The organism is Amycolatopsis cynarae (assembly GCF_026802195.1).
In the GTDB taxonomy this organism is placed as follows: Bacteria; Actinomycetota; Actinomycetes; order Mycobacteriales; family Pseudonocardiaceae; genus Amycolatopsis_E; species Amycolatopsis_E rhizosphaerae.
This window is the reverse complement of record NZ_CP113836.1, coordinates 1810856-1832354: the sequence shown is the minus strand read 5'-3', so window position 1 is coordinate 1832354 and position 21499 is coordinate 1810856. Positions and strand designations below refer to the sequence as shown.

The 21499-nt window shown below is 71.3% G+C and carries 16 protein-coding genes; 8 read left to right on the top strand and 8 right to left on the bottom strand.

Features of this window, described 5'->3' with window-relative positions; translation table 11 throughout:
- Positions 1-13: 13 nt before the first annotated feature.
- The 4 genes from ORV05_RS08865 to ORV05_RS08850 are packed head-to-tail and all read right to left on the bottom strand — an operon-like array spanning position 14 to position 4963.
- Positions 14-1282, bottom strand: a complete 1269-nt coding sequence (locus ORV05_RS08865; protein ID WP_268757960.1) for a dihydrolipoamide acetyltransferase family protein — start codon at positions 1280-1282, stop codon at positions 14-16.
- On the bottom strand, positions 1279-2286 hold the full coding sequence (locus tag ORV05_RS08860; protein ID WP_268757959.1) for an alpha-ketoacid dehydrogenase subunit beta: 1008 nt from the start codon (positions 2284-2286) through the stop codon (positions 1279-1281). Before ORV05_RS08860 ends, ORV05_RS08865 begins: the two co-directional genes overlap by 4 nt.
- Positions 2283-3365 (bottom strand): pyruvate dehydrogenase (acetyl-transferring) E1 component subunit alpha, encoded by a 1083-nt coding sequence (gene pdhA / locus ORV05_RS08855; RefSeq protein WP_268757958.1) that lies wholly within the window; start codon positions 3363-3365, stop codon positions 2283-2285. Before pdhA ends, ORV05_RS08860 begins: the two co-directional genes overlap by 4 nt.
- 29 nt (positions 3366-3394) lie before the next feature.
- On the bottom strand, positions 3395-4963 hold the full coding sequence (locus ORV05_RS08850; RefSeq protein WP_268757957.1) for a CBS domain-containing protein: 1569 nt from the start codon (positions 4961-4963) through the stop codon (positions 3395-3397).
- A gap of 243 nt (positions 4964-5206) precedes the next feature.
- Between ORV05_RS08850 and ORV05_RS08845 the strand changes: the two genes are divergently transcribed.
- Genes ORV05_RS08845 through ORV05_RS08820 form a run of 6 tightly spaced genes read left to right on the top strand, consistent with a single transcriptional unit; the run spans position 5207 to position 12638 of the window.
- A complete protein-coding gene (locus ORV05_RS08845; RefSeq protein WP_268757956.1) occupies positions 5207-8905 on the top strand; it encodes a nitrate reductase subunit alpha in 3699 nt (1232 codons plus the stop codon).
- A complete protein-coding gene (gene narH / locus ORV05_RS08840) occupies positions 8905-10509 on the top strand; it encodes a nitrate reductase subunit beta (protein ID WP_268757955.1) in 1605 nt (534 codons plus the stop codon). The genes ORV05_RS08845 and narH overlap by 1 nt, the downstream gene beginning before the upstream one ends.
- The gene (narJ, locus tag ORV05_RS08835) at positions 10506-11159 is read left to right on the top strand and encodes a nitrate reductase molybdenum cofactor assembly chaperone (RefSeq protein ID WP_268757954.1); all 654 of its coding nucleotides are present in this window, start codon (positions 10506-10508) and stop codon (positions 11157-11159) included. The genes narH and narJ overlap by 4 nt, the downstream gene beginning before the upstream one ends.
- Positions 11156-11899 (top strand): respiratory nitrate reductase subunit gamma, encoded by a 744-nt coding sequence (gene narI / locus ORV05_RS08830; protein WP_268757953.1) that lies wholly within the window; start codon positions 11156-11158, stop codon positions 11897-11899. Before narJ ends, narI begins: the two co-directional genes overlap by 4 nt.
- A gap of 23 nt (positions 11900-11922) precedes the next feature.
- Positions 11923-12297: a cupin domain-containing protein gene (locus tag ORV05_RS08825; RefSeq protein ID WP_268757952.1), complete on the top strand. Its 375-nt coding sequence runs from the start codon at positions 11923-11925 to the stop codon at positions 12295-12297.
- Positions 12294-12638 (top strand): carboxymuconolactone decarboxylase family protein, encoded by a 345-nt coding sequence (locus ORV05_RS08820; RefSeq protein WP_268757951.1) that lies wholly within the window; start codon positions 12294-12296, stop codon positions 12636-12638. The genes ORV05_RS08825 and ORV05_RS08820 overlap by 4 nt, the downstream gene beginning before the upstream one ends.
- A 54-nt stretch (positions 12639-12692) precedes the next feature.
- On the opposite strand, the gene ORV05_RS08815 is transcribed toward ORV05_RS08820, so the two are convergent.
- Positions 12693-14348 (bottom strand): right-handed parallel beta-helix repeat-containing protein, encoded by a 1656-nt coding sequence (locus ORV05_RS08815; RefSeq protein ID WP_268757950.1) that lies wholly within the window; start codon positions 14346-14348, stop codon positions 12693-12695.
- Between the two features lie 176 nt (positions 14349-14524).
- Here ORV05_RS08815 and eccD point away from each other — a divergent pair, with 176 nt between their 5' ends.
- Entirely contained in the window at positions 14525-15880 is a 1356-nt protein-coding gene (gene eccD / locus ORV05_RS08810; RefSeq protein WP_268759738.1) for a type VII secretion integral membrane protein EccD, read from the top strand.
- Positions 15881-15885: 5 nt separating this feature from the next.
- Positions 15886-17322, top strand: coding sequence for a type VII secretion protein EccB (gene eccB / locus ORV05_RS08805; RefSeq protein ID WP_268757949.1), 1437 nt, complete (start codon positions 15886-15888; stop codon positions 17320-17322).
- A 252-nt stretch (positions 17323-17574) separates the two neighbouring features.
- Here eccB and ORV05_RS08800 read toward each other — a convergent pair whose 3' ends face one another.
- Genes ORV05_RS08800 through ORV05_RS08790 form a run of 3 tightly spaced genes read right to left on the bottom strand, consistent with a single transcriptional unit; the run spans position 17575 to position 21495 of the window.
- Positions 17575-19734, bottom strand: coding sequence for a YrhB domain-containing protein (locus tag ORV05_RS08800; RefSeq protein WP_268757948.1), 2160 nt, complete (start codon positions 19732-19734; stop codon positions 17575-17577).
- Positions 19735-19774: 40 nt separating this feature from the next.
- On the bottom strand, positions 19775-20632 hold the full coding sequence (locus tag ORV05_RS08795) for a ferredoxin (RefSeq protein WP_268757947.1): 858 nt from the start codon (positions 20630-20632) through the stop codon (positions 19775-19777).
- Between the two features lie 14 nt (positions 20633-20646).
- Positions 20647-21495, bottom strand: coding sequence for an immunity 49 family protein (locus tag ORV05_RS08790; protein ID WP_268757946.1), 849 nt, complete (start codon positions 21493-21495; stop codon positions 20647-20649).
- Positions 21496-21499 lie beyond the last annotated feature (4 nt).

Genomic DNA, 21499 nt, shown 5'->3' with positions numbered 1-21499 from the left:
GTGTGGCACGGGCTCAGAGCACGATCCGGGTGGGGTGTTCCAGCATCGCTGCCAGATCGGCGAGGAACCGGGCACCGCCGGCGCCGTCGAGGACGCGGTGGTCGATCGAGAGCGTCAGCGTCATCGTGGTGGCGACCGTGAGCCCACCGTCGCGGACGACGGGGCCAGGGGCGGCGGCACCGACAGCGAGGATGGCGGCCTCGGGCGGGTTGATCACGGCGGTGAACTGGTCGATGCCGTACATGCCGAGATTGCTGATGGTGAAGGTGCCGCCGGTGATCTCGTCCACCGACACTCGCCCGTTACGGGCGCGGTCGGCGAGGTCGCGGGCCTCGCGGCTGATCTGGGACACGGTCTTGCGGTCGGCGTCATGGATGACCGGGACGATCAGCCCGTCGTCCAGCGCGACCGCGATCCCGACGTGCACGCGGTGGTGGCGCAGCAGCCGCGTACCGGCCCAGGAGGAATTGACCTCCGGGTGCGCGATGAGGGCCTGCGCGCAGGCCTTGACCAGCAGGTCGGTGATGCTGACCCGGATTCCGGCGTCCGCGAGGTCGCGGTTGACCTGGACGCGGAAGGCCAGTAGCGCGTCGGCGTCCACGGTGCGGGTGAGAAAGAAGTGCGGTGCCTGCTGCGCGCTGTCGGCGAGGCGTTCCGCGGTGAGTCGCCGCACCCGGGTCAGCGGGATTTCTTCGGTGTCCGGGCCGGCCGGGGCAGCGGATACGGGCCGTGTCGCGGGCTCCGGTACGGGCGGTACGGGCGGTGCCGGGGGCGCAACTGGTGAAGGCGGGGCGGCGGCCTGGCCGGCTATGGCGGCATCGATGTCGGCGCGCACGATGCGTCCACCCGGTCCGCTGCCGGGGATCGTGGCCAGGTCCAGGCCGTGTTCGCGGGCGATCCGGCGGGCCAGGGGCGATGCGCGGAGGGCCTCGCCCCTGGCGCCGGTGGCCTGAGCCGGTGGCGGCGGGGATTCCGCTGGCGGAGCGGCGGGTGGAGCGACCACTGTGGTCTCCGCGGTGGTTTCCGCGGTCGCCGACGGGGTGCCCCCGCCGGGGTCGATGACGGCGATGGGGGTGCCGATCGGCACGGTGGTGCCTTCGCCGACCAGCAGGCGGGTGAGGACGCCGTCGTCGTACGCCTCCAGTTCCATGGCGGCCTTGTCGGTCTCGATCTCGGCGAGCACGTCACCGCGGTGCACCGGGTCGCCTTCGTGCTTGCGCCACGCGGCGAGCACGCCTTCTTCCATCGTGTCGGACAGGCGGGGCATCAACACGTCCGTCATCGGTGGTCCTCCTGGCCGGTGAAGCGCGTCGCGTCGAGGGTGTCCCGGATGGCCCGGGTGAGCGCGGTGGCGTCGGGCAGCGCGGCCAGTTCCAGCGGTTTGGCGTAAGGCAGGGGAACTTCGGCGGCGGCGACCCGCCGGATCGGGGCGTCGAGGTAGTCGAACGCTCCTTCCTGGAGGGTGGCGGCGATTTCCGCACCGATGCCGTAGGACAGCCAGTCGTCTTCCAGTACGACGGCGCGGCTGGTCTTGCGGACCGAGGCGCAGAGGGTGTCCCGGTCCAGGGGGCGCAGGCTGCGCAGATCGACCACCTCGACGGAGATGCCGTCCTTTTCCAGCCGGCGGGCCACGTCGAGGGCGACCACGGCGGCGCGGGAGTAGGCGATGACGGTGATGCCGGTGCCGGGTTTCATCACCGTGGCGGTACCGATGTCGAGGGTGTGGTCGCCGTCGGGGACCTCGCCCTTGGTGTTGTAGAGGGCGAGGTTCTCCAGCAGGAGCACCGGATCGTCGTCGCGGATCGCCGCGGCGAGCAGTCCCTTCGCGTCGGCCGGAGTGGCCGGGGCGAGCACCTTGAGGCCGGGGACGTGGGCGTACCAGACTTCCAGGTTCTGCGAGTGGGTGGCGGCCAGTTGCTGGCCGCCACCGCCGGGAGTGCGGATCACCAGGGGGACGCGGACCTGGCCGCCGAACATCGAGCGCATCTTCGCGGCGTGGTTGACGATCTGGTCGATGGCCAGCAGGCTGAAGTTGATCGTCATGATCTCCACCACCGGCCGCAGGCCGAGCATGGCGGCGCCGATCGCGGTGCCGACGAACCCCTCCTCACAGATCGGCGTGTCCCGCACGCGGCGCGGCCCGAACTCGGCGAGCAGCCCGGCGGTGATCTTGTAGGAGCCTTCGAAGACGCCGATTTCCTCGCCGATGAGCAGTACGTCCTCGTCGCGCAGCAGTTCCGCGCGCAGCGTGTCGTGCAGTGCCTGCCGGTAGCTGATCACCGTCACGGAGTCACCGCCGGGTCACCGGGCCTGCCCTGGGGGGTGTTGGCGACCGGGGTGGCGTACACGTGGTCGAACAGTGTTTCCCCGTCCGGGTCCGGTGCGTGGTCGGCGACCTCGACGGCCTCGGCGACGATCTGCTCGGCCTCGCTGTCGATCCGCGCCGCACTCCCGGGATCGAGGACGGCGTCGTCGATCAGCCGGGCGCGGAACGCGGGCACCGGGTCCAGGTCCCGGAGTCGCCGGTTGTCGGCGTCGCTGCGGTAGCGGGCCGGGTCGACCACCGAGTGCCCGCGCAACCGGTAGCTGACCGTCTCCACCAGCATCGGCTGGTGCTCGCCGCGGGCCCGGTCCAGCGCGTCACGGGCGGCCTCGCGGACGGCGAGCACGTCGTTGCCGTCCACCCGCTGCCCGGGGATGCGGTAGGAACAGCCCCGCCGGAACAGTTCGGGCTCACCGGCGGCGGCCTCGACCGGGGTACCCATGCCGAGCTGGTTGTTGACGATCACGTACACGATCGGCAGCCGCCAGACGGCGGCGAGGTTGAGCGACTCGTGGAAGGCCCCGATGTTCGTGGCCGCATCACCCAGCAGGCACATCACCGCGTCGCCGTGGGGGCTGGGGCCGTGCCGGTAGGCCAGGGCGAGCGCGGCACCCGTGGCGGGCGGGATCTGGCCGCCGACGATGCCGTAACCGCCCAACAGGCGGTGCTGCGCGTCGAACAGGTGCATCGAGCCGCCCCGCCCGCCCGACAGCCCCGTGGCGCGGCCGAACAGTTCGGCCATGACCCGCCCGGGGTCGGCACCGCGGGCCAGGGCGTAGCCGTGCTCCCGGTAGGTGGTGAACAGGTAGTCGCCCGCTCGCAGGGCGGCCGTCAGACCGACGACGGTGGCTTCCTCGCCGAGGTTGAGGTGGCAGTAGCCGCCGATCTTCGCCTTCGTGTACATCTCGGCGGCGCGCTGCTCGAACACCCGGATCACCATCATCTGCCGGTAGTAGCGGCGCAGCACTTCCGCGTCCTCGGATCGTCCGCGGTCGCTGGTGGCCGCGGAGCCGCTCACCGGTTCCCGAGAGGGCTCGGCCATGCGCATACCTCCTGGCTCGGGTCTTTGGGCTAGCTGCCGGGATTGGGCTCCTGCAGCACGAACTGCCCGGTCCCGGCCTGGCATTTCGGGCACGACGCCGGGGCTTGGCCGCCACGCACCGCCTCACCGCAGACCTGGCAGACCCACTCGGTGGCCAGCAAGGCCACGACGTCGGAGCGGCTGACGATGCCGGTCAGCCGCGCCCCCGCCAGCACGGGAACCCGGTGGATGCGGCGCTCCACCAGCAGGTGGCGCACCTCGTCGACGTCGGTGTCCTCGGTGACACTGATGACCGCCGTCGACATCACATCGCCTGCGCTGCCACCGGACCGGGCCAGCAGGTCGTATTCACTGACCAGCCCGACCACCGCGCCGCCGGGGTCGACGACGGGCACGCCGCTGATCCGGTGCTCCCGCAGCACCGCGGCGATCCGGGACGGGTGCGCGTCGACCGGCACGGTCACCACCGGCGTCGTCATGATCTCCTTCACCTTCACCGCGGTCCCTCCACCCGTCGACCGTCGCCAGCGCGCACCGCCTCCCCCGGGCACTTGCCGCTCCGGTGGTTCCGTTGCCGAGGGTGCTCGGGGCGGCCTGCGGTTTGCCTGCGGCGGCCGGTTCCCGCTGCCCGGCGCGCCACGGACCAGCGCCACCCGCACCTGCCGATCCGCCAGCAGTCCGGCGATCCGTGCCCGCGCCTGGTCTCGCCCCGCCAACGGCAGGACCGACGTCGGCGGATCCGCGCCGACGACGCCGGGCACGGTCGGCGCGGAGTTCGCGGGGCGGACCTCGTCACACAGCACCTGCTGGCGAAGCCGCAGCGCGTCGGCGGAGGGGTCGATACCCAGTTCGTCGGCCAGCCGCCGCCCGAACGCGTCGAAACTCGCCAGCGCGGCGGCACGATCGCCACCGGCCGCCAGCGCCCGGACCAGCAGCAACGCGGCGGCCTCGCGCAGAGGATGCCCGTCGGTGGCCGTCTGCGCCCAGGTCAGCGCGCCGGTGGTGTCGCCGGCCGCCAGTGCCGCGGTGGCCGCGCCCTCCAGTGCGTCGAGGTGGGCCCGCAGCAGGTGGTGGCGATGCTCGGCGGCCCAGGCCGCGTACGCGTCCTCGGCCAGCGGTTCGCCGTGCCACAACGCCAGCGCCGCCCGGAACGCGGTCAGCGAGGCGTCCGGGTCGTGGTTCAGTTCGGCCTGTCCCCGGGCCACGGCGGTCAGGAACGCCTCGATGTCCACCCAGCAGCGGTCGTCCCCGACCAGGGAATAGCCGCCGGATCCGGTCAGGATCAGCGACCTCTCACCCAGCGCACGACGAATACGGCTGATGAGGATCTCGACATTGCCCGAGGCGTCCACCGGCGGGTGGGTGGGCCACAACGCCTCGATGGCGACATCCTTGGAGAGCAGCGTCCCCCGGGACAGGGCGAGCATCCGCAGCAACTGGCGTGCCTGCCGTCCGCCGAACGCCCGGTCCGGTTGCTCCCGGCCGTGCCGCCGGACCGCGAACCGCCCCAGCAACTGGATGCTGACCTGCGGGCCGGACCGCTCGCCCGCGATATTCGGTTGACCGTCTTGCCGGGTCCGCTGCTGTGACTGGCTCATCTCAAGAACACCGTCGGTCTGTGGTGGTTCTGGTGGCCGCTGGGCGTTTCACCGCCACGACGCGGCCGGGTCGCAGGCAATCTGCAAGCACCTGCCCTCACCGTGACTGTAACGACGGGAAGCAAGGCGAAACCGGGGTCTTTGGTCGTCGGATCGGCAACCGTGACGAGGTGACACAGCGGGTCAGGAGGATCGACACGCCCAGCGAAGCGGACTACTACCGCCACGGAGGGATTGTGCCCCATGTGCTCCGCCGGATCGCCGTACCCTAGCGGACCGTCCACACAGGACGCGGTCGACGCGCTCCTGCGCGCCGCCCAGTGGTTCTTCCCGGGTGAGCAGTCCGCCGACCGCCGGGTGCTGTACCGGGAGGGCGGCCGGGGCGCGGAGGAGTTCTCCCGCGAGCGGTGGCGCCACGACCGCGAGGTGCGCTCCACCCACGGGGTGAACTGCACCGGGTCGTGCTCGTGGAAGGTGTACGTCAAGGACGGGATCATCACCTGGGAAACCCAGGCCACCGATTATCCCCTGGTGGGGCCGGACTCTCCGGAGTACGAGCCGCGCGGCTGCCCGCGCGGGGCGTCGTTCTCCTGGTACACCTACTCGCCGACCCGCATCCGCTACCCGTACGTCCGGGGGCCGCTACTGGAGTCGTGGCGGGCGGCGCGGGCCGAACACGCGGATCCGGTGGAAGCATGGGAGTCGATCGTCGGCGACACCGACCGCTCGGCCCGGTACAAGCGGGCGAGGGGCAAGGGCGGGTTCGTGCGGTCCGCCTGGCACGAGGTGATCGAGCTGATCGCCGCCGCCCAGGTGCACACGATCAAACGCCACGGCCCGGACCGGATCATCGGCTTCTCGCCGATTCCCGCGATGTCGATGACCTCCTACGCGGCGGGCACCCGGTACCTGTCCCTGATCGGGGGCACGATCTCGTCGTTCTACGACTGGTACGCCGACCTGCCGATGGCCTCGCCCCAGGTGTTCGGGGACCAGACCGACGTACCGGAGTCCGGCGACTGGTTCAACGCCGGCTACCTGATCGTGTGGGGCACGAACCTGCCCATCACCCGCACCCCCGACGCGCACTTCATGGCGGAGGCGCGGTACCGGGGCCAGAAGGTCGTGGTGGTGTCGCCGGACTTCTCCGACCACACCAAGTTCGCCGACGAGTGGCTGGCCGCCGTACCGGGGACCGACGGAGCGCTCGCGATGGCCATGGGCCACGTCATCCTGGCCGAGTTCCACCGCGACCGCCGAGTGCCGCGCTTCGCCCGCTACGCCCGCACCTACACCGACCTGCCGTTCCTGGTGACCCTGACCGAGCGCGGCGAGGGGTTCGTGCCGGGCCGGTTCCTCACCGCCGCCGACCTCGGCCACGGCACCGAGCACGCCGAGTTCAAAACCGTACTGCTCGACGAGGCCACCGGACGACCGCACGTGCCCAACGGGTCGCTGGGCTTCCGGTGGGCCAGTGAACCCGGCCGGTGGAACCTCAACCTGGATGTCGATCCCGCCCTCACGCTGTACGGCCGGCCCGCCACCGAAGTCGTCACCGTGGCTCTGCCGCGCTTCGACCGCGAACGGAGCGAGTCCGGTGCGGCGCTGCGACGAGGCGTTCCCGCCCTCCGGATCGGGGATCACCTGGTGACCACCGTGTTCGACCTGGTGATGGCCCAGTACGGCGTGGCGCGCGACGGCCTGCCCGGCGACTGGCCGAGCGGCTACGACGACGCCGGACAGCCCTACACGCCCGCCTGGCAGGAGGCGATCACCTCGGTGCCCGCCGCGGCGTGCGTGCGGGTGGCCAGGGAGTTCGCCCGCAACGCCGAGCGCACCGGCGGCCGGTCGATGATCGCGATGGGGGCGGGCACGAACCACTGGTTCCACTCCGACCAGATCTACCGGACCTTCCTGTCGCTGCTCCAGTTGTGCGGCTGCCAGGGAGTCAACGGCGGCGGGTGGGCCCACTACGTCGGCCAGGAGAAGGTGCGGCCGCTGACCGGCTGGTTCCACCTGGCGTTCGGCCTGGACTGGCAGCGCCCCACCCGGCACATGGTGGGCACGCCGCTGTTCTGGCTGGCCACCGACCAGTGGCGCTACGAAGCCTTCGCCGCCGACGCGCTGGCCAGCCCGCTCGGATCCGGGGCACTGGCCGGGCGGACCCTGCCCGACTGCAACGCGCTGGCCGCACGGCTGGGCTGGATGCCCTCGCATCCGGCGTTCGGCCGCAACCCGCTGGATCTGTGCGACGAGGCCGAACGGTCCGGCGTCACCGTGGCAGACCACGTGGTGGGCCAGCTGAAGTCCGGCGCGCTGCGGTTCGCCGCGGAGGACCCGGACGACCCGGCGAACTGGCCGAGGGTGCTGATGGTGTGGCGGGCGAACCTGTTCGCGTCCTCGATGAAGGGGCACGAATACCTGTTGCGGCACCTGCTGGGCACCGATGACGCCGTCACCGCGACCGAAACCCCGCCCGGGTTGCGCCCGGCCGATGTGGTGTGGCGCGAGCGGGCACCGGTAGGGAAGCTGGACCTGTCCGTCGCGGTGGACTTCCGGATGACGAGCACCTGCCTGTTCTCCGACATCGTGCTGCCCGCAGCGACCTGGTACGAGAAGTACGACCTGTCCTCCACGGACATGCACCCGTTCGTCCACGCCTTCACCCCGGCGATCGCCCCGCCCTGGCAGGCGCGCACCGACTTCGACGTCTTCCACACCCTCGCGGCCGAATTCTCCCGCCTGGCCGCGACGCACCTCGGGGTACGCCGCGACGTGATCGCCGCGCCGCTGGCGCACGACACCCCCGACGAGCTGGCCCAGCCACACGGTGTGGTGCGGGACTGGAAGAGCGGTGAATGCGAGCCGATTCCCGGCAGGACCATGCCGAAACTGATCGTGGTGGAACGGGACTACGCCGCGGTGGCGGAGAAAATGGCGGCGATCGGGCCGCTGCTGGACACCGCGGGCACGACCACCAAGGGCATCACCTGGACACCCGACGCCGAGATCGACCATCTGCGCGGGCAGAACGGCACGGTGCGCGGCGGGATCGCCGACGGCCGTCCGTCGATCGCCCGGGACGACCAGTTCTGCGAAGCGATCCTCGCGCTCTCCGGCACCACCAACGGGCGGCTCGCCGAACTCGGTTTCCGCGCGCTGGAACAGCGCACCGGGGTCGGGCTGCGCGACCTGGCCGCCGAGCGGGCCGGGGACCGCATCACCTTCACCGACACCCGGACCCAGCCCCGCGCCGTGATCACCTCACCGGAGTGGTCGGGCAGCGAGACCGGTGGGCGCCGGTACTCGCCGTTCACCGTCAACGTGGAACGGCACAAACCCTGGCACACGCTGACCGGGCGGCAGCACTTCTTCCTCGACCACGAGTGGATGGCCGAATTCGGCGAGCAGTTGCCGACCTACCGGCCACCGCTGAACGTGCTCGCGCATTTCGGCCGTCCCTCCGCCGCGGAGGACGGCCGGCCGGAACTGGTGGTTCGCTACCTGACCCCGCACTCGAAATGGTCCATCCACTCCGAATACCAGGAGAACCTGCACATGCTCACCCTGTTCCGCGGTGGGCCGGTGATCTGGATGAGCCCGGCCGACGCGGCCAGGATCGGCGTGGGCGACAACGACTGGATCGAGGCCTACAACCGCAACGGCGTCGTGGCCTGCCGCGCCGTGGTCACCCACCGGATGCCCGCGGGCACGGTGTACATGTACCACACCATGGACCGGCACCTGAACGTGCCGAAAACCGAAATCTCCGGCCGGCACGGCGGCGGCGACAACTCGCTGACCCGGCTGCTGATCAAACCCACGCACCTGATCGGCGGCTACGCCCAGTTCGCCTACGGCTTCAACTACATCGGCCCGACCGGCAACCAGCGCGACGAGATCACCGTCATCCGGCGGCGGGCCCAGGAGGTGGAGTTCTGATGCGGGTCATGGCACAGGTGGCGATGGTGATGAACCTGGACAAGTGCATCGGCTGCCACACCTGCTCGGTCACCTGCAAGCAGGTCTGGACCAACCGGCCCGGCAGCGAGTACATCTGGTTCAACAACGTGGAGACCAAGCCCGGTACCGGCTACCCCCGCCGTTACGAGGACCAGGACCGGTTCAAGGGCGGCTGGACGCTCAACCGGCGCGGCAGGCTGAAGCTCAAGGCCGGAGGGCGGCTGCGCAAGCTGCTGTCCATTTTCTACAACCCGGAACTGCCGTCACTGGACGACTTCTACGAGCCCTTCACCTACGACTACGAACACCTGACCACCGCACCGCTTTCGGACTCGTTTCCCAGCGCCCGCCCCAAGTCCCAGTTGACCGGGCGGAACATGGCCCCCTCGGCCGGGCCGAACTGGGACGACGACCTCGCTGGCTCGGGCACCTACGCCGCCGCGGACCCGAACCTGGACGGGCTGGCCGAGCAGGTGCGGTTGGAGTTCGAGCACGCCTTCTACTTCTACCTCCCCCGCATCTGCGAACACTGCCTCAACCCGTCCTGCGTGGCGTCGTGTCCCTCGGGGGCGATGTACAAGCGGATCGAGGACGGGATCGTGCTGGTCGACCAGGACCGCTGCCGCGGCTGGCGGTTCTGCGTCTCCGGCTGCCCGTACAAGAAGGTGTACTTCAACCACCGCACCGGAAAGGCCGAGAAGTGCACCTTCTGCTACCCCCGCATCGAGGGCGGCCGGCCCACCATCTGCTCGGAAACCTGCGTCGGCCGCCTGCGCCACCTCGGGGTCATGCTCTACGACGCCGACGCCGTGCTCGCCGCGGCGTCCACAAAGGACGAGACGGACCTGTACGAGGCCCAGTTGTCGGTGTTCCTCGACCCGCACGACCCGGAGGTGATCGCGGCGGCCGGGCGGGACGGGATCGCCCACGACTGGATCCAAGCGGCGCAACGATCCCCGGTGTACGCGCTGATCGCCGAACACCGGGTGGCGCTGCCCCTGCACCCGGAGTACCGGACGATGCCGATGGTCTGGTACGTCCCGCCCCTGTCCCCCATCACCGACGCCGTCCACGCCACCGGCCACCACGACGACGACGACCCCGACCGGGTGTTCGCCGCCATCGAGGATCTGCGCATTCCGCTGGGATATCTGGCCGGCCTGTTCACCGCCGGGGACATCCGGCCCGTCGAGCGGGCACTGCGCCGGCTGACCGTGCTGCGCACCCACATGCGCTCCCGGCAGATCGGTGATCCCGTGGACGCCGGGCTGCTGGCGTCGGTCGGCATGACGGCCGAGGGCGTCGAGGACCTGTATCGGATCCTGGCGATCGCCAAATACGACGAGCGCTACGTCATCCCGAAGACGCACGCCGAGGACACCGGTCGCCTGCAGGCCCAGCACTGCGCCGTCGGTTATCCCGGTGGCGTCGCGGATCCGGGCGCCCATACCGCGGACACGGCCGCGACGGCCGGCAGCGGCAGCCAGTTCCGCGACGACGAGGGGCGGCTCCGGTTCAACCTGCTGGGCTGGAACGGCACCGGCCGCCCGGCACACCTGTTCGGCGAAGGCGGTGGCCGATGATCCGCCGGACTCGACGCGCCGTATCCCGCCCCGCGGACACCGCGCTGCTGTTCAAGATCACCTCGATCCTGCTGCAGTACCCCGACGACCGCGTCCTCACCCACCTGGCCGACGTGAACGCCGCATACCCGGCGATCACCGACGCCGGGGCACGCGACCGGCTCGCCCGCTTCACCGGCTGGCTGGCCGGACACACGCCCACCGAGGCCGCCCAGCACTACGTCGCCACCTTCGACCACACCCGCCGCCGCAGCCTGTACCTGACCTACTACCGCCACGGCGACACCCGCGCCCGTGGACTGGCACTGCTCGCCCTCAAACACACCTACCGCCAGGCCGGTTACCCGGCCCCCGCGGACGAACTGCCCGACTTCCTGCCGCTGATGCTGGAATTCGCGGCAGCCGCCCCCGAACCCGGACAACGCGTGCTGGCCCACTGCCGGGGCGGACTGGAACTGCTCACCGAGTCCGTGCACGCCACCGGCAGCCCCTACGCGGCGCTGCTCGACGTGATCCGCAGCCGCCTGCCCGGACTCACGCCACGGCACCGGGACGTGCTGCGTGCCCTCGCCGAAGCCGGGCCACCGGCCGAGCAGGTGGGCCTGGAACCGTTCGCCCCACCCGAATACCTCACGGGAGGACGCCGATGAGCGCCTGGGAGTTGTGGTGGTGGGTGATCCTGCCCTACCTCGCCCTCGCCGTGTTCGTCGTCGGGCATGTCTGGCGCTGGCGCTACGACCAGTTCGGCTGGACCAGCCGCTCCACCCAACTACAGGAACGCGTGCTGCTCAAATGGGGCAGCCCGCTGTTCCACTACGGCACGTTCGCCGCGATCGCCGGCCACGTCATCGGCATCCTGATCCCGGAGTCCTTCACCGACGCGATCGGCATCCCGGACACCGCCTACCGCTGGTTCTCCTCCATCGCCGGCACCATCGCCGCGCTCGGCGTGATCATCGGCGTGGCCATGCTCGCCTACCGGCGGACGCTGATTCCGCGAGTGCGAGCGACCACCAGCCCAGTCGACTGGGTGGCGTTGATCCTGCTGGCCATCGTGATCGTGCTCGGCATCATCCCCACCATGGGCGTCAACCTGCTCGGCAGCGGCTACGACTACCGGATGAGCGTCGCCCTGTGGTTCCGCGGTCTGTTCGCCGGAAACCCCGACGTGGCCGCCATCGCCCACGCACCGCTGATCTACCAGGTCCACGCCACCGCGGCCTGGGCCATCCTGGGCATCTGGCCGTTCACCCGGCTCGTGCACGTCTGGAGCTACCCCCTGTGGTACCTGTGGCGGCCGTTCATCCTCTACCGCGGCCGAGTGCCCGCCCACCCGGCCGAACCGGGCACCAGCGGCCGGCGCTGGCGCCGCATCGGCGTCCCCTACTGATTCGGCAACCCGGAAGGCAAACGATGCGGAAGTTCTCCCTGGATGCCCTGGCCCGGCAGCACCTCGACCGGTCAAGGCACTCCTCGTCCGGCCGGAGCGCCACCACCGTCTACGGCGGGCACGAACACGTGCTGCGCCAGACCCTGGTCGCGTTGTGCGCCGGAACCTCGCTGACCGAACACGACGGCCCCGACGAGGCCACCTTGATCGTGCTGCGCGGCCGGGTACGCCTGCACGCGGGCGAGGACACCTGGGAGGGCCGCACCGGAGACCTCCTGGCCATCCCGCCCACCCGGCACAGCCTGGAAGCCGTCGAGGACAGCGTCACGGTGCTCACCGTCGCCACGTCGTCCTCCCGCCACTCGACACCACCATCAGGGGAAGGAATCCAGCAATGACCGACGCCGTGTACCCCCGTGGCACCCGGGAGATCGGCGAGCGCCGCCGGCAACTGGCACCCGAGATCCACCGCGCCTTCGACGAGTTCGGCAAGCGGGTGTTCGCCGAAGGCGCACTGCCGGAAAAGACCAAACAACTCATCGCCGTCGCCGTGGCGCACGTGACCCAGTGCCCCTACTGCATTTCCGGGCACACCGCGCTCGCCCACCGCAAGGGCGCCACCGACCACGAAATCATGGAGGCGATCTGGGTGGCCGCGGAGATGCGCGCGGGCGGCGCGTTCGCCCATTCCACGGTCGCACTCCACACCCTCGGCGAACAGCCGCAACAGCCACACTGAACACCGCGGGCACGGGGCCGCATCGATCAGCACGGCGCCACGCGCGGCTGCGCGTCAGCCCGCGACGGCCTCTCGCACGTCCTCGACGAGCAGGCCGCGCAACTCGTCGACGGTCGGTACCCGGCCCAGCAACCGCAGCCGCTGGGACTGCGATTTGCGGATGGCCTCGAACAACCGGCGAGCGTCGCGTGCGTTGCCGAAGTTCGCGTCCTGCGAGATCCGCCGGAAGTACTCGACGAACACCTCCCCGGCGGCCGGGTCGAGTTCGTACGCTTCGGCCGACACCATCCGGCGGACGATGGCGAGGAGTTCGTCCGGTGTGTAGTTCTCGAACTCGATGGTCTTGCCGAACCGCGAGGCCAGACCGGGGTTGGTGGCGAGGAATTCGACCATCTCGTCGGTGTAGCCCGCCACGATCACCGCCACCTCGTCGCGGTGGTCCTCCATCAGCTTGACCAGGGTGTCGATCGCTTCCTGGCCGAAGTCGCCGGTGCCGCTCGACCGCGAGAGCGTGTACGCCTCGTCGATGAACAGCACGCCGCCCTTGGACTCCTCGAAGATCACCGCGGTCTTCTCCGCGGTGTGTCCGATGTACTGGCCCACCAGGTCCCGCCGGGACACCTCGCGGAACTGGCCGCGCGACAGCACGCCGAGCGCCTTCAGCAGTTTGCCGTAGAGCCTCGCCACGGTCGTCTTCCCGGTGCCCGGAGCGCCGGCGAAGATCAGGTGGTGACCGGTAGCCCCCACCGGCAGCCCGGCGTTGCGGCGCCATTCGTTCACCTGCAGTTCGTCGACCAGGGCGCGGACCTCGGCCTTCACCTTCGGCAGGCCGACCATGGCGTCCAGTTCGGCCAGCAGCCCGTCCAGTTCGCCGCCGCCCTGTTTGATCCCACCGCCCCGGGAGCCGTCGTCGACCACGGTCACGCTGGCCCCTTCGAACACCTCGATGCCCGGCTCCGCGGTGTTGTCCACGCGGCAGGCCTCCACGGTGCCCCGGCAGCCCGGGCCGAACGCGATGCCCACGCCGCCCGTTTCGTGCACCGAGCACCGCTTGAGCGCGGGTTCGCTGTGGTGGGCCACGGCGATGCCTTCGAGGCCGGTCCGGGAGATCTCGCAGTTCTCGATCACCGGCCGTCCGTACTGGTAGACGTAGATCCCGCGCAGCGCGCAGCCGGTCACCGTGCAGTCCCGGATCACCGGGGCGGCCCCGAGGCCGATGATGATCCCGTCGCCGGTGACGTCCTCGACGACCGTGTTCTCCAGCCGCCCGGAAGCGCCCTCGATGGCCATGCCCTGCTCGACCCCGGTGATCGTGCAACCGGTCAGCTCGAACGGCGCCGAACCGCGGACGCTGATCGCCGGGCCACGCCCGCCGGTGACCTTGCACCGCTGCGCCGTCAGGCCGGCGTCTTCGGCGACGATCGCGGCGCCCTGCCCGGCCCGCAGCTCGATCCCCTGCAGCACGACCGATCCCCCGCGGACATGGAGTACCGGATGGTTTCCCCCGGTGCCGTCGATGACCACGTTCGCGCCGGGAGCCGCGGCCAGTGTCACCTGCAGGCCGACCAGTTCGAGGAGTTCCGGGTAACTGCCGGCGTCGATGGTGATCACCGCGCCCTGCTGCGCCTGGCCGAGCGCGTCGCCGATCGTCGGGTAGGCGCCGGGCCGCTGCGAAACCAGGAGCGCGCGGCCGGGTGTCGAGACCGTCATCAGCTCGCCTTCCGGTGGTCATCAAGCTGCATGCACCCAGTTTCCGTCGCCCCACATGAGGATTTGATGACACGCGTGACGGCCGTCGATGTCGCACGGCAGGTTCCTGCCTCGGGCTCCCGCGGCGGCGATTCGCCGTCGAATCTGGTGCCATGCACGCTGCTGGCTTGATCAGAGTGACGATCGCCGCCCCGACGCGACGAATCGACATGGCGCTGCCCGAGTACGCGAGCGTCGCGGAGTTACTGCCGGGCCTGCTCGCCCGCGCGGGCGAAGGGCTGGCCGACGAGGGGGTCGCCGGTGGCGGCTGGCAGTTGCGCAGACCGGACGGGACCCCGTTCGACCTCGGCCGCACGCTGGGCGCGCACCGGGTACGGGACGGGGAGATCCTGCATCTCGTGACGTCGCGGGCCGACTGGCCGGAGCCGGAATACGACGACGTGGTGGACGCCATCGCCACCGGAGCAGGGCGGACGGGTTCGGCCTGGGCGCCGCGGCACACCCGGCTCGCCGGGCTGTCCGCCGCGACCGTGACGATTCTGCTGGGCGTGGTCGCGGTGCTGCGTGCCGGGCCTGGTTGGACCACACCCGCGGTGTGGGCGCTCGTCGCCGCCGGGGTGCTGCTCGCCACGGGCGTGGTACTGGCCCGCGCGGTCGGCGACGCCGGGGCGGGCGCGGTGCTCGCCGCGGCCGCGCTGCCGTTCGCCTTCCTCGGCGGGGGGCTGTTGCTGGCGGGCGCGCACCCCCTGAACGGGCTGGCGGCGGGACACCTGATGCTCGCGGGCGTGGCACTGCTGCTGGCGGCGTTGGCGGGCTACCTCGGCGTGGCAGCGGCCCAGACCCTGTTCGCCGGGGCGGCCGCCACCGGCCTGTTCGCTCTTCTCGGCGGTTTCGTCGCGGCGGTCAGCGATCTGGCGGCATACCAGACCGCGGCCGCGGTCGCCGCCGCGCTGCTGGCGCTGTCCATCGTGTTCGCCCCGCTGGCCCTGCGGCTCGGCAAGGTACCGATGCCGGTGCTGCCGCGTTCGACGGCCGACCTGGTCCGGGATGATCCGCAGCCGCCCATCGAGCGGGTCCACGCCGCGGTGGCCAGGGCCGACGGGTTGCTCACCGGCATGCTCGGCGGCGCGTCCGTCGTGGTGATGTACTGCCAAGTGCTGCTGATCCGCGACGGCAGTGCGGGCTCGGTGACGATGGTCGCCGTGCTCGCCGCCGGATTTCTGTTGCGCGCCAGGCTGTATCCGACGCCGCGCCAGCGGATTCCGTTGCTGGTGACGGGAATGTTCGGCGTCGCCTGTCTGGTGGCCGGGCCCTTCACGGACGGGACGGTGCCGCTGGTGGCCGTGGTGGCCGCGCTGCTCGCGGTGGCGGCGGCCCTGATGGTGGCCGGGATCCTGCTCAGCACGCGCGCCGCGAACCCCTACCTCGGCCGGTTCGGCGAGTACTCGGAGATCCTGCTCCTGGCCGCTCTGGTGCCGGTGGCGTGCTGGGTGCTCGGGCTGTACGGCTACGTGCGCGGACTGGGGGGCTGAAGCTCATGGCGTCGAAGCGTGATCAACTCCAGGCGTACCAGTTCCTGATCCAGCGGGCGATCTCGGCGCTGGTCACCAGGGAGACCGATCCCGAGCAGCCGCCGTTCCGCCGTCCGGGAGGGGCGGCGTTCGCGAGCATCGCGCTGGCGATCGTGTCACTGGCGTGCGTCGGCGTGTACGGGATGATCGTGCCGGGCGGCAACAACTCCTGGCGGAACCAGTCCGCGGTGATCGTCGAGAAGGAGACCGGCACTCGGTACGTCTACCAGAACGGCCGCCTGTATCCGGTCGCCAACTACGCGTCGGCGTTGCTGGTGCTCGGCAGTCACGTGGCCACCGATGAAGTGTCGGCGAATTCGCTGGCGGGGGTGCCCCGCGGGCCGCGGATCGGCATTCCCGACGCGCCCGACGCGCTGCCCGGCGCGGACCGCCTGCTGACCGGATCCTGGTCGCTGTGCTCGGCGCCGGCCAGCGACGCGGCCGGGAGCAAGATCGAGGAATCGGTGCTGCTGGCCGGTGCGGAACCGGCGGGCGGGCTCGGGCTCGGGGACCAGGCGCTGCTGGTGGAGCTGGTGTCGAACGGGGACCGGTACGTGATCTGGCGCGGGTACCGCCACCGGATCTACGACTACGGCACGGTCGGCACCGGGCTCGCGCTGACCGCGGAACCCTGGGCCAGGGTGGATCAGGCCTGGCTGGACGTGCTCCCGCAAGGCGCCCCGATCGGGCCGGTCGCGGTCGCCGGGGCCGGGGAGCCGTCGACCGCGGTACCGGGGCGGACCGACCTTCGAACCGGTTCGCTGCTGGTCGTTCAGACCTCCGGTGGCGGGCAGCAGTACTACCTGGCCGAACACGACGCACTGCGCCCGATCAGCGAGCTGCAGTACGAAATCGAGCTGGCCGACGCGCAACTGGCGCGCGCCGCCTACCCCGGCGGTGAACCCCGCGCGATCCGGCTCGCCCCGGTGGAGGCGGCCACCGCGCGGCAACTCGACCCGGTCGCGGCGACGGCGGACGCCGCCCCGGCCACGCGACCGTCGATCGTCCGGCTGGCCGACCAGGAAGCCACGGTGTGCGCGGGCTTCGCCCCCGGCGCGAACGCGCCGAAGCTGACCGTCGACCCGGCGCTGCCCCCCGCGAACCGGCTCATGGCCACCACCGGCCGGTCGGCGACCGGCACCCCGCTGGCCGACCTGGTCTACGTGCCGCCGGGCTCCGGGGTCCTGGTCGAGGCCATGCCGTCCGCGCAGGCCCCGGCGGGCACGCTGACCCTGGTCACCGACCAGGGGCGGCGCTACCCGCTGGCCACGCCGGACGTGGAGAAGGTGCTCGGCTACTCCTCGGCCACCCCGGTCCGGCTTCCCGGCGGGCTGGTGGCCCGCCTGCCCGAAGGCCCGAGTCTCGACCCCGCCGCCGCGATGCGCCCCACCGTGGAGGGGTGACGGGCGCTCAGGCCCTGCGGCGCCCCGGTCGGACAGCCTTCGGCACACGCTCCTCGGCTGAGGAGCGCTTGCCCTCAAGGCGACCTTGAGAGCCTTTATGACCCTCAAGGCGACCTTCAGGGCACACAACCCCGCACCAGCGTGGGACACAAGCGCCGGAGGGTGGGACTCGCGCGGCCGAGCGACACGACTTTGCCGGGGCCCTGGTCGATACGGCCGTGAGAGGTTTCCTCACGGCCGACCCAGCCTCGGTCAGAGCGCTTCTCGCGGATAGCGGGTGGCCCACTCGGTCGCGTACCGGGGGTCGGCCAGCGGCGGGTGGGCGGAGAAGTGCCAGAACGCATCTCCCGCGACGGTTTCCACCAGATCGCGGAGTTCCAACTGGTGCAACCAGTCCTCGGGCAGGCCCGGGATTCCGTACCGGGCGCCCAGCATCGCCCCGGCCAGCGCCCCGGTGATGGCGCTGTGGCCCGAGTGCGTGACCGCCGAGACCAGTGTCCAGCGCGGGTCGAAGAACCGCCGGAACACCGCGATCAACGACCGGCCCAGCGCGTCCACGGCGCTGTGCCCGGTGCCTGCCGCGTCCAGTTCCTCGTGGTCGGCGCGGACCAGTTCGACCCTGGTGCGGGCGGCGTTGGCCAGCGCCTCGGCCACCGGGCCGGACACCGTCCCCGCGTCCAGTTGCCGCTGGACATGCACATGCGGCGGATACGCCGGGTCGGCCCGCCGGAACAGCCGGGCGAACAGATCCGCCACGGCGGCCGCCGCGTCGGCCGTGGGGCCGTCGGCGCCGGCACCCGCCGCGAGCAGCCTGCCGACCTGCGCGGCGGTGTCCTCGTCCGATTCCGGGCCGCCGCCGCAGACCGCGGCCGCCAGGCCCGGCACGAGGAAGCTCACGTCGTCGCCGGACGCGGCAGGCACGGGTGCCCGGTCGCGCAGGGCCGCGACCCTGGCCAGCCAGCCGTCGTCGCCGCCGACCTCCTGCCAGCGTCGCAGGGCGAGAACTCCGACGGTCTGCAGCACCGGGGTCACCGGGGCGGGCAGCGCTCGCAGCAGGCCCTCGGTGTGGAACAGCAACTGCTCGGTGAGCGGGCCGGGCCTGCCGACCCGGTCCAGCAGGCCCTCGTCCAGCCGGGCGTGGACCTCCGGTGTGCTCAGCTTGTCCACCGCGAGGCCGAGCGACTCGCCCAGGGCGAACCCGACGAACGCCCCGGCGATGCGGTGCCACTGGAAGCCCACCCCGTCGGCGTCCTGCCGGAAGAACTTGCCCGACCCCGTCGCGTGCGGCCGGACCCGGCCGAGGGCGTCGTAGCCCGCCGACAGGCCGTTGGCCGCCAGGTCCTCCGGCCACTCCTGGCCGGACAGGTCGTCCCCGGGCGAGTCGACCCCGTCGGCGGGCACGCCGTTGCGGCGTTCCCATGCCCGGCCGACGACGAAGTGTTCACACTCCACTTCGGACAGTTCGAACCCGGCGGCCCTGGCCTTCGCCATCGCCCCGCCCAGTCCGGCGAGCGGGTCGTCCAGCCCGAACCGTTCCGCGACGAGCCTGCCCGTTTCGGCCAGCCGCTCGGAGTGCTCCGGTGAGTTCTCCACGACCGGCGGCGACTGGCGGAACTTGGGCCATTCGGCCCGCGCGGCGGCGAGTTCACTCGCCTCCAGCCGGTCCGAAGGAAACGAACCCGGGTTGATCAGCAGGCCGACGCCGGGGAACCGGTCGATGACCGACAGCACGTCGGCGCGCAGCCAGCGCGCCGTGCCCACCGGCAGACGGCGCCGGGAGCTGTACACCCGCAGCATCGTCCGGCCTTCCTCCCACTGCTGTTCCAGTGGCTGCCCGGTTTCCGGGTCGAGGGGGATGAGCACCTCCGCGCTCAGCAGGCCCGCCAGGTACTGCGCGCGGTCGTAGCGCTCGGTCGAGAAGCAGCTCAGCAGGTACTCCAGCGGCGTGTCGATGGGCGGGTAACCCAGCCGCTCCGGGCCCTGTTCGTACTCCGGGTTGATCCGCACCTCCTCCGTCGGCTCGCCGTCGACGTACTTCCGCCAGGCGAGCACGGCGGTGGCCGGAACGCCGAGATACGCCACCCCGCTGTGCTCGAACTCCGGCTCGAGGATCTCCTGCCAGTCCTCCTCGCCGGGCACGGGCGAACTCGGCAGCCTGCCTTCCGGGCTGAGATCGGGCTGGCGCAGCGCGCCGTCCTCACGCACGACCAAGGCGGGCTGCGGCACCAGCGCGGCCAGCCAGTCTCCCCCGTCCAGCGCCCGGACCGTGTCGTACGGCACGTACCAGCCTTCCGGTACGCGCAACACGTTCTCGTGGTCGACCCGCACGGCGTGCTCCCCCGTCGTCAGGTCGGCGGACGTGCCGGTGCGCAACCACTGCTCGACCTTCTCGACAGCTTCCCGTGCTTCCACTGCTGCTCCTTCGTGCGTCACCTGGCTGGACTGACCGAGGTCACTCAGCGGTTCGAGGTTGTTCGCCGGTGATGGCGGCGAGAGCGAGGTCCCTGGCGGCTTCCGGGACTTCGGCGGGTGCGGTGAAACGACGGGACCGGATGTGGGCAAGCAGGTCCGGATCCGGCGCAACCCCGTGCTCACGCAAGTAGTACGCGACCGCACCGGGCCACGCCCAGGCCCCGTCGGTACGGAAGTTCATCGGCACCGCATCCTCACGCTCCGGAGCGAACGCATCCGGCCCCCTGCTACGCGACGCCAGGATCACCGGCGCCGCATCAAGATAGGCCAGCACACGCTCGACCTCACCAGGAACGAGCGACTGACGACGGATGAGCGGCTTACCGGACGCGTCGAGACCATCCCAGATACGCGGCGTCCGCACCCCACCCTCAACAACCGTCGGGCCGGGCACCGGGACCAGACCCGCGCGCTCACGCAACCACGCCGGAATGTGCTCCTCCGCCCGCGGGAAAAACCGCAACTCGTCCTGGAACCCGATCGGCGGCGGCTGCTGCCGAAACGGCGGCTCCAGATCCGGCCGCACAAACTCGACCTCCGGCTGCAGCCCCGGTCCGAACACGACGATGGCGCCCAGCCAGGTCCCCCGGCCCGGCTGGTACATGCCCGAACGCAACACCCCCAGCAACCGCACCGCCTCCGGATGCGGCCGTACCATCCGGGGCACCCCGTCCGCACCGGTCACCAGCAGGTCAGCCTCGACATGCCTGCCCGCGGCGCGGTACTCGACCCGCAACTGCCGCCACCCCGGCAGCACCTGCGACGCCACCACCGCCCCGACCTGACCGACAAGCTCCCGCTGCTGCTCCGGCCGCAACGGCCCCGCTGGCTGGCTCATGGCGCTGTCCCCCTTCACTCGCCTGCCGGTCGGATGCCGGTGAGGAAGTTGCGTGGCAGGTACTCCGACTCGATGTCGGTACTCATCCCGGCTGAGCGGGCGAGCACCGCGATCGCCAGCGGCGCGAGCGCGAGGAACCCGTCCGGAGAGTCGGCGAGCCCGTCGGCGCTCCAGAAGGTCCGGTGCTGCCGGACCGCTTCGGTCAGTGCCGCGGTGAACTGCGCCTGGTCACGGCGAAGCAGGTGGTAGAACGCCCGGATCGGCGGGTAGACCAGCTGGAGCATGACGCGGGGCGGGGTGATGCGGGCGTTGTCCGGGTCGGTGCCGTCCATGACCGCGCCGAACAGCTCCGGCGTCACCTCGCGGTGGGCCAGGAAGGTACGCACGGTCTCCACCCACGGCTCCAGGTACGCGTCGTGTTCCGTCCCGGCCGCGCGCAGGGTCTCCACCGACACCGCGCACAGCCGCTGGATGAGCGCGTCGTTGCGGTCGATCACGGCCAGCCAGGCCGCGTTGAGCCAGGCACCGGGGTTCGCGGCAGAAACCGGTCCGGTGGCGGCGAACCGCACCGGCTTGGCCACCACCGTCTCGACCGGCCTGCCTTCGCCGGTGTCGGCAGCGGTGAAGACCGCGGTGGCGGCCTGGGCCGCGATGCGGAGGTCTTCCCAGGTCTCCGGCTGCTCCGCGGCCGGGTCGACGACCGTCCGCCACTGCGTGAGCATGAGCGTCGTCTGCTGCAGGTTCTTCAGCGCGGCGGCGTTCTTCCCGACGTGGTCGAGGTACATGATGACCTGTGGTGACAGGTCTTCGATCTCCTCCCACGCGGTGCTCTCGTCGGTGGGGTGCCTCGGCACGGTGGTCATCGCG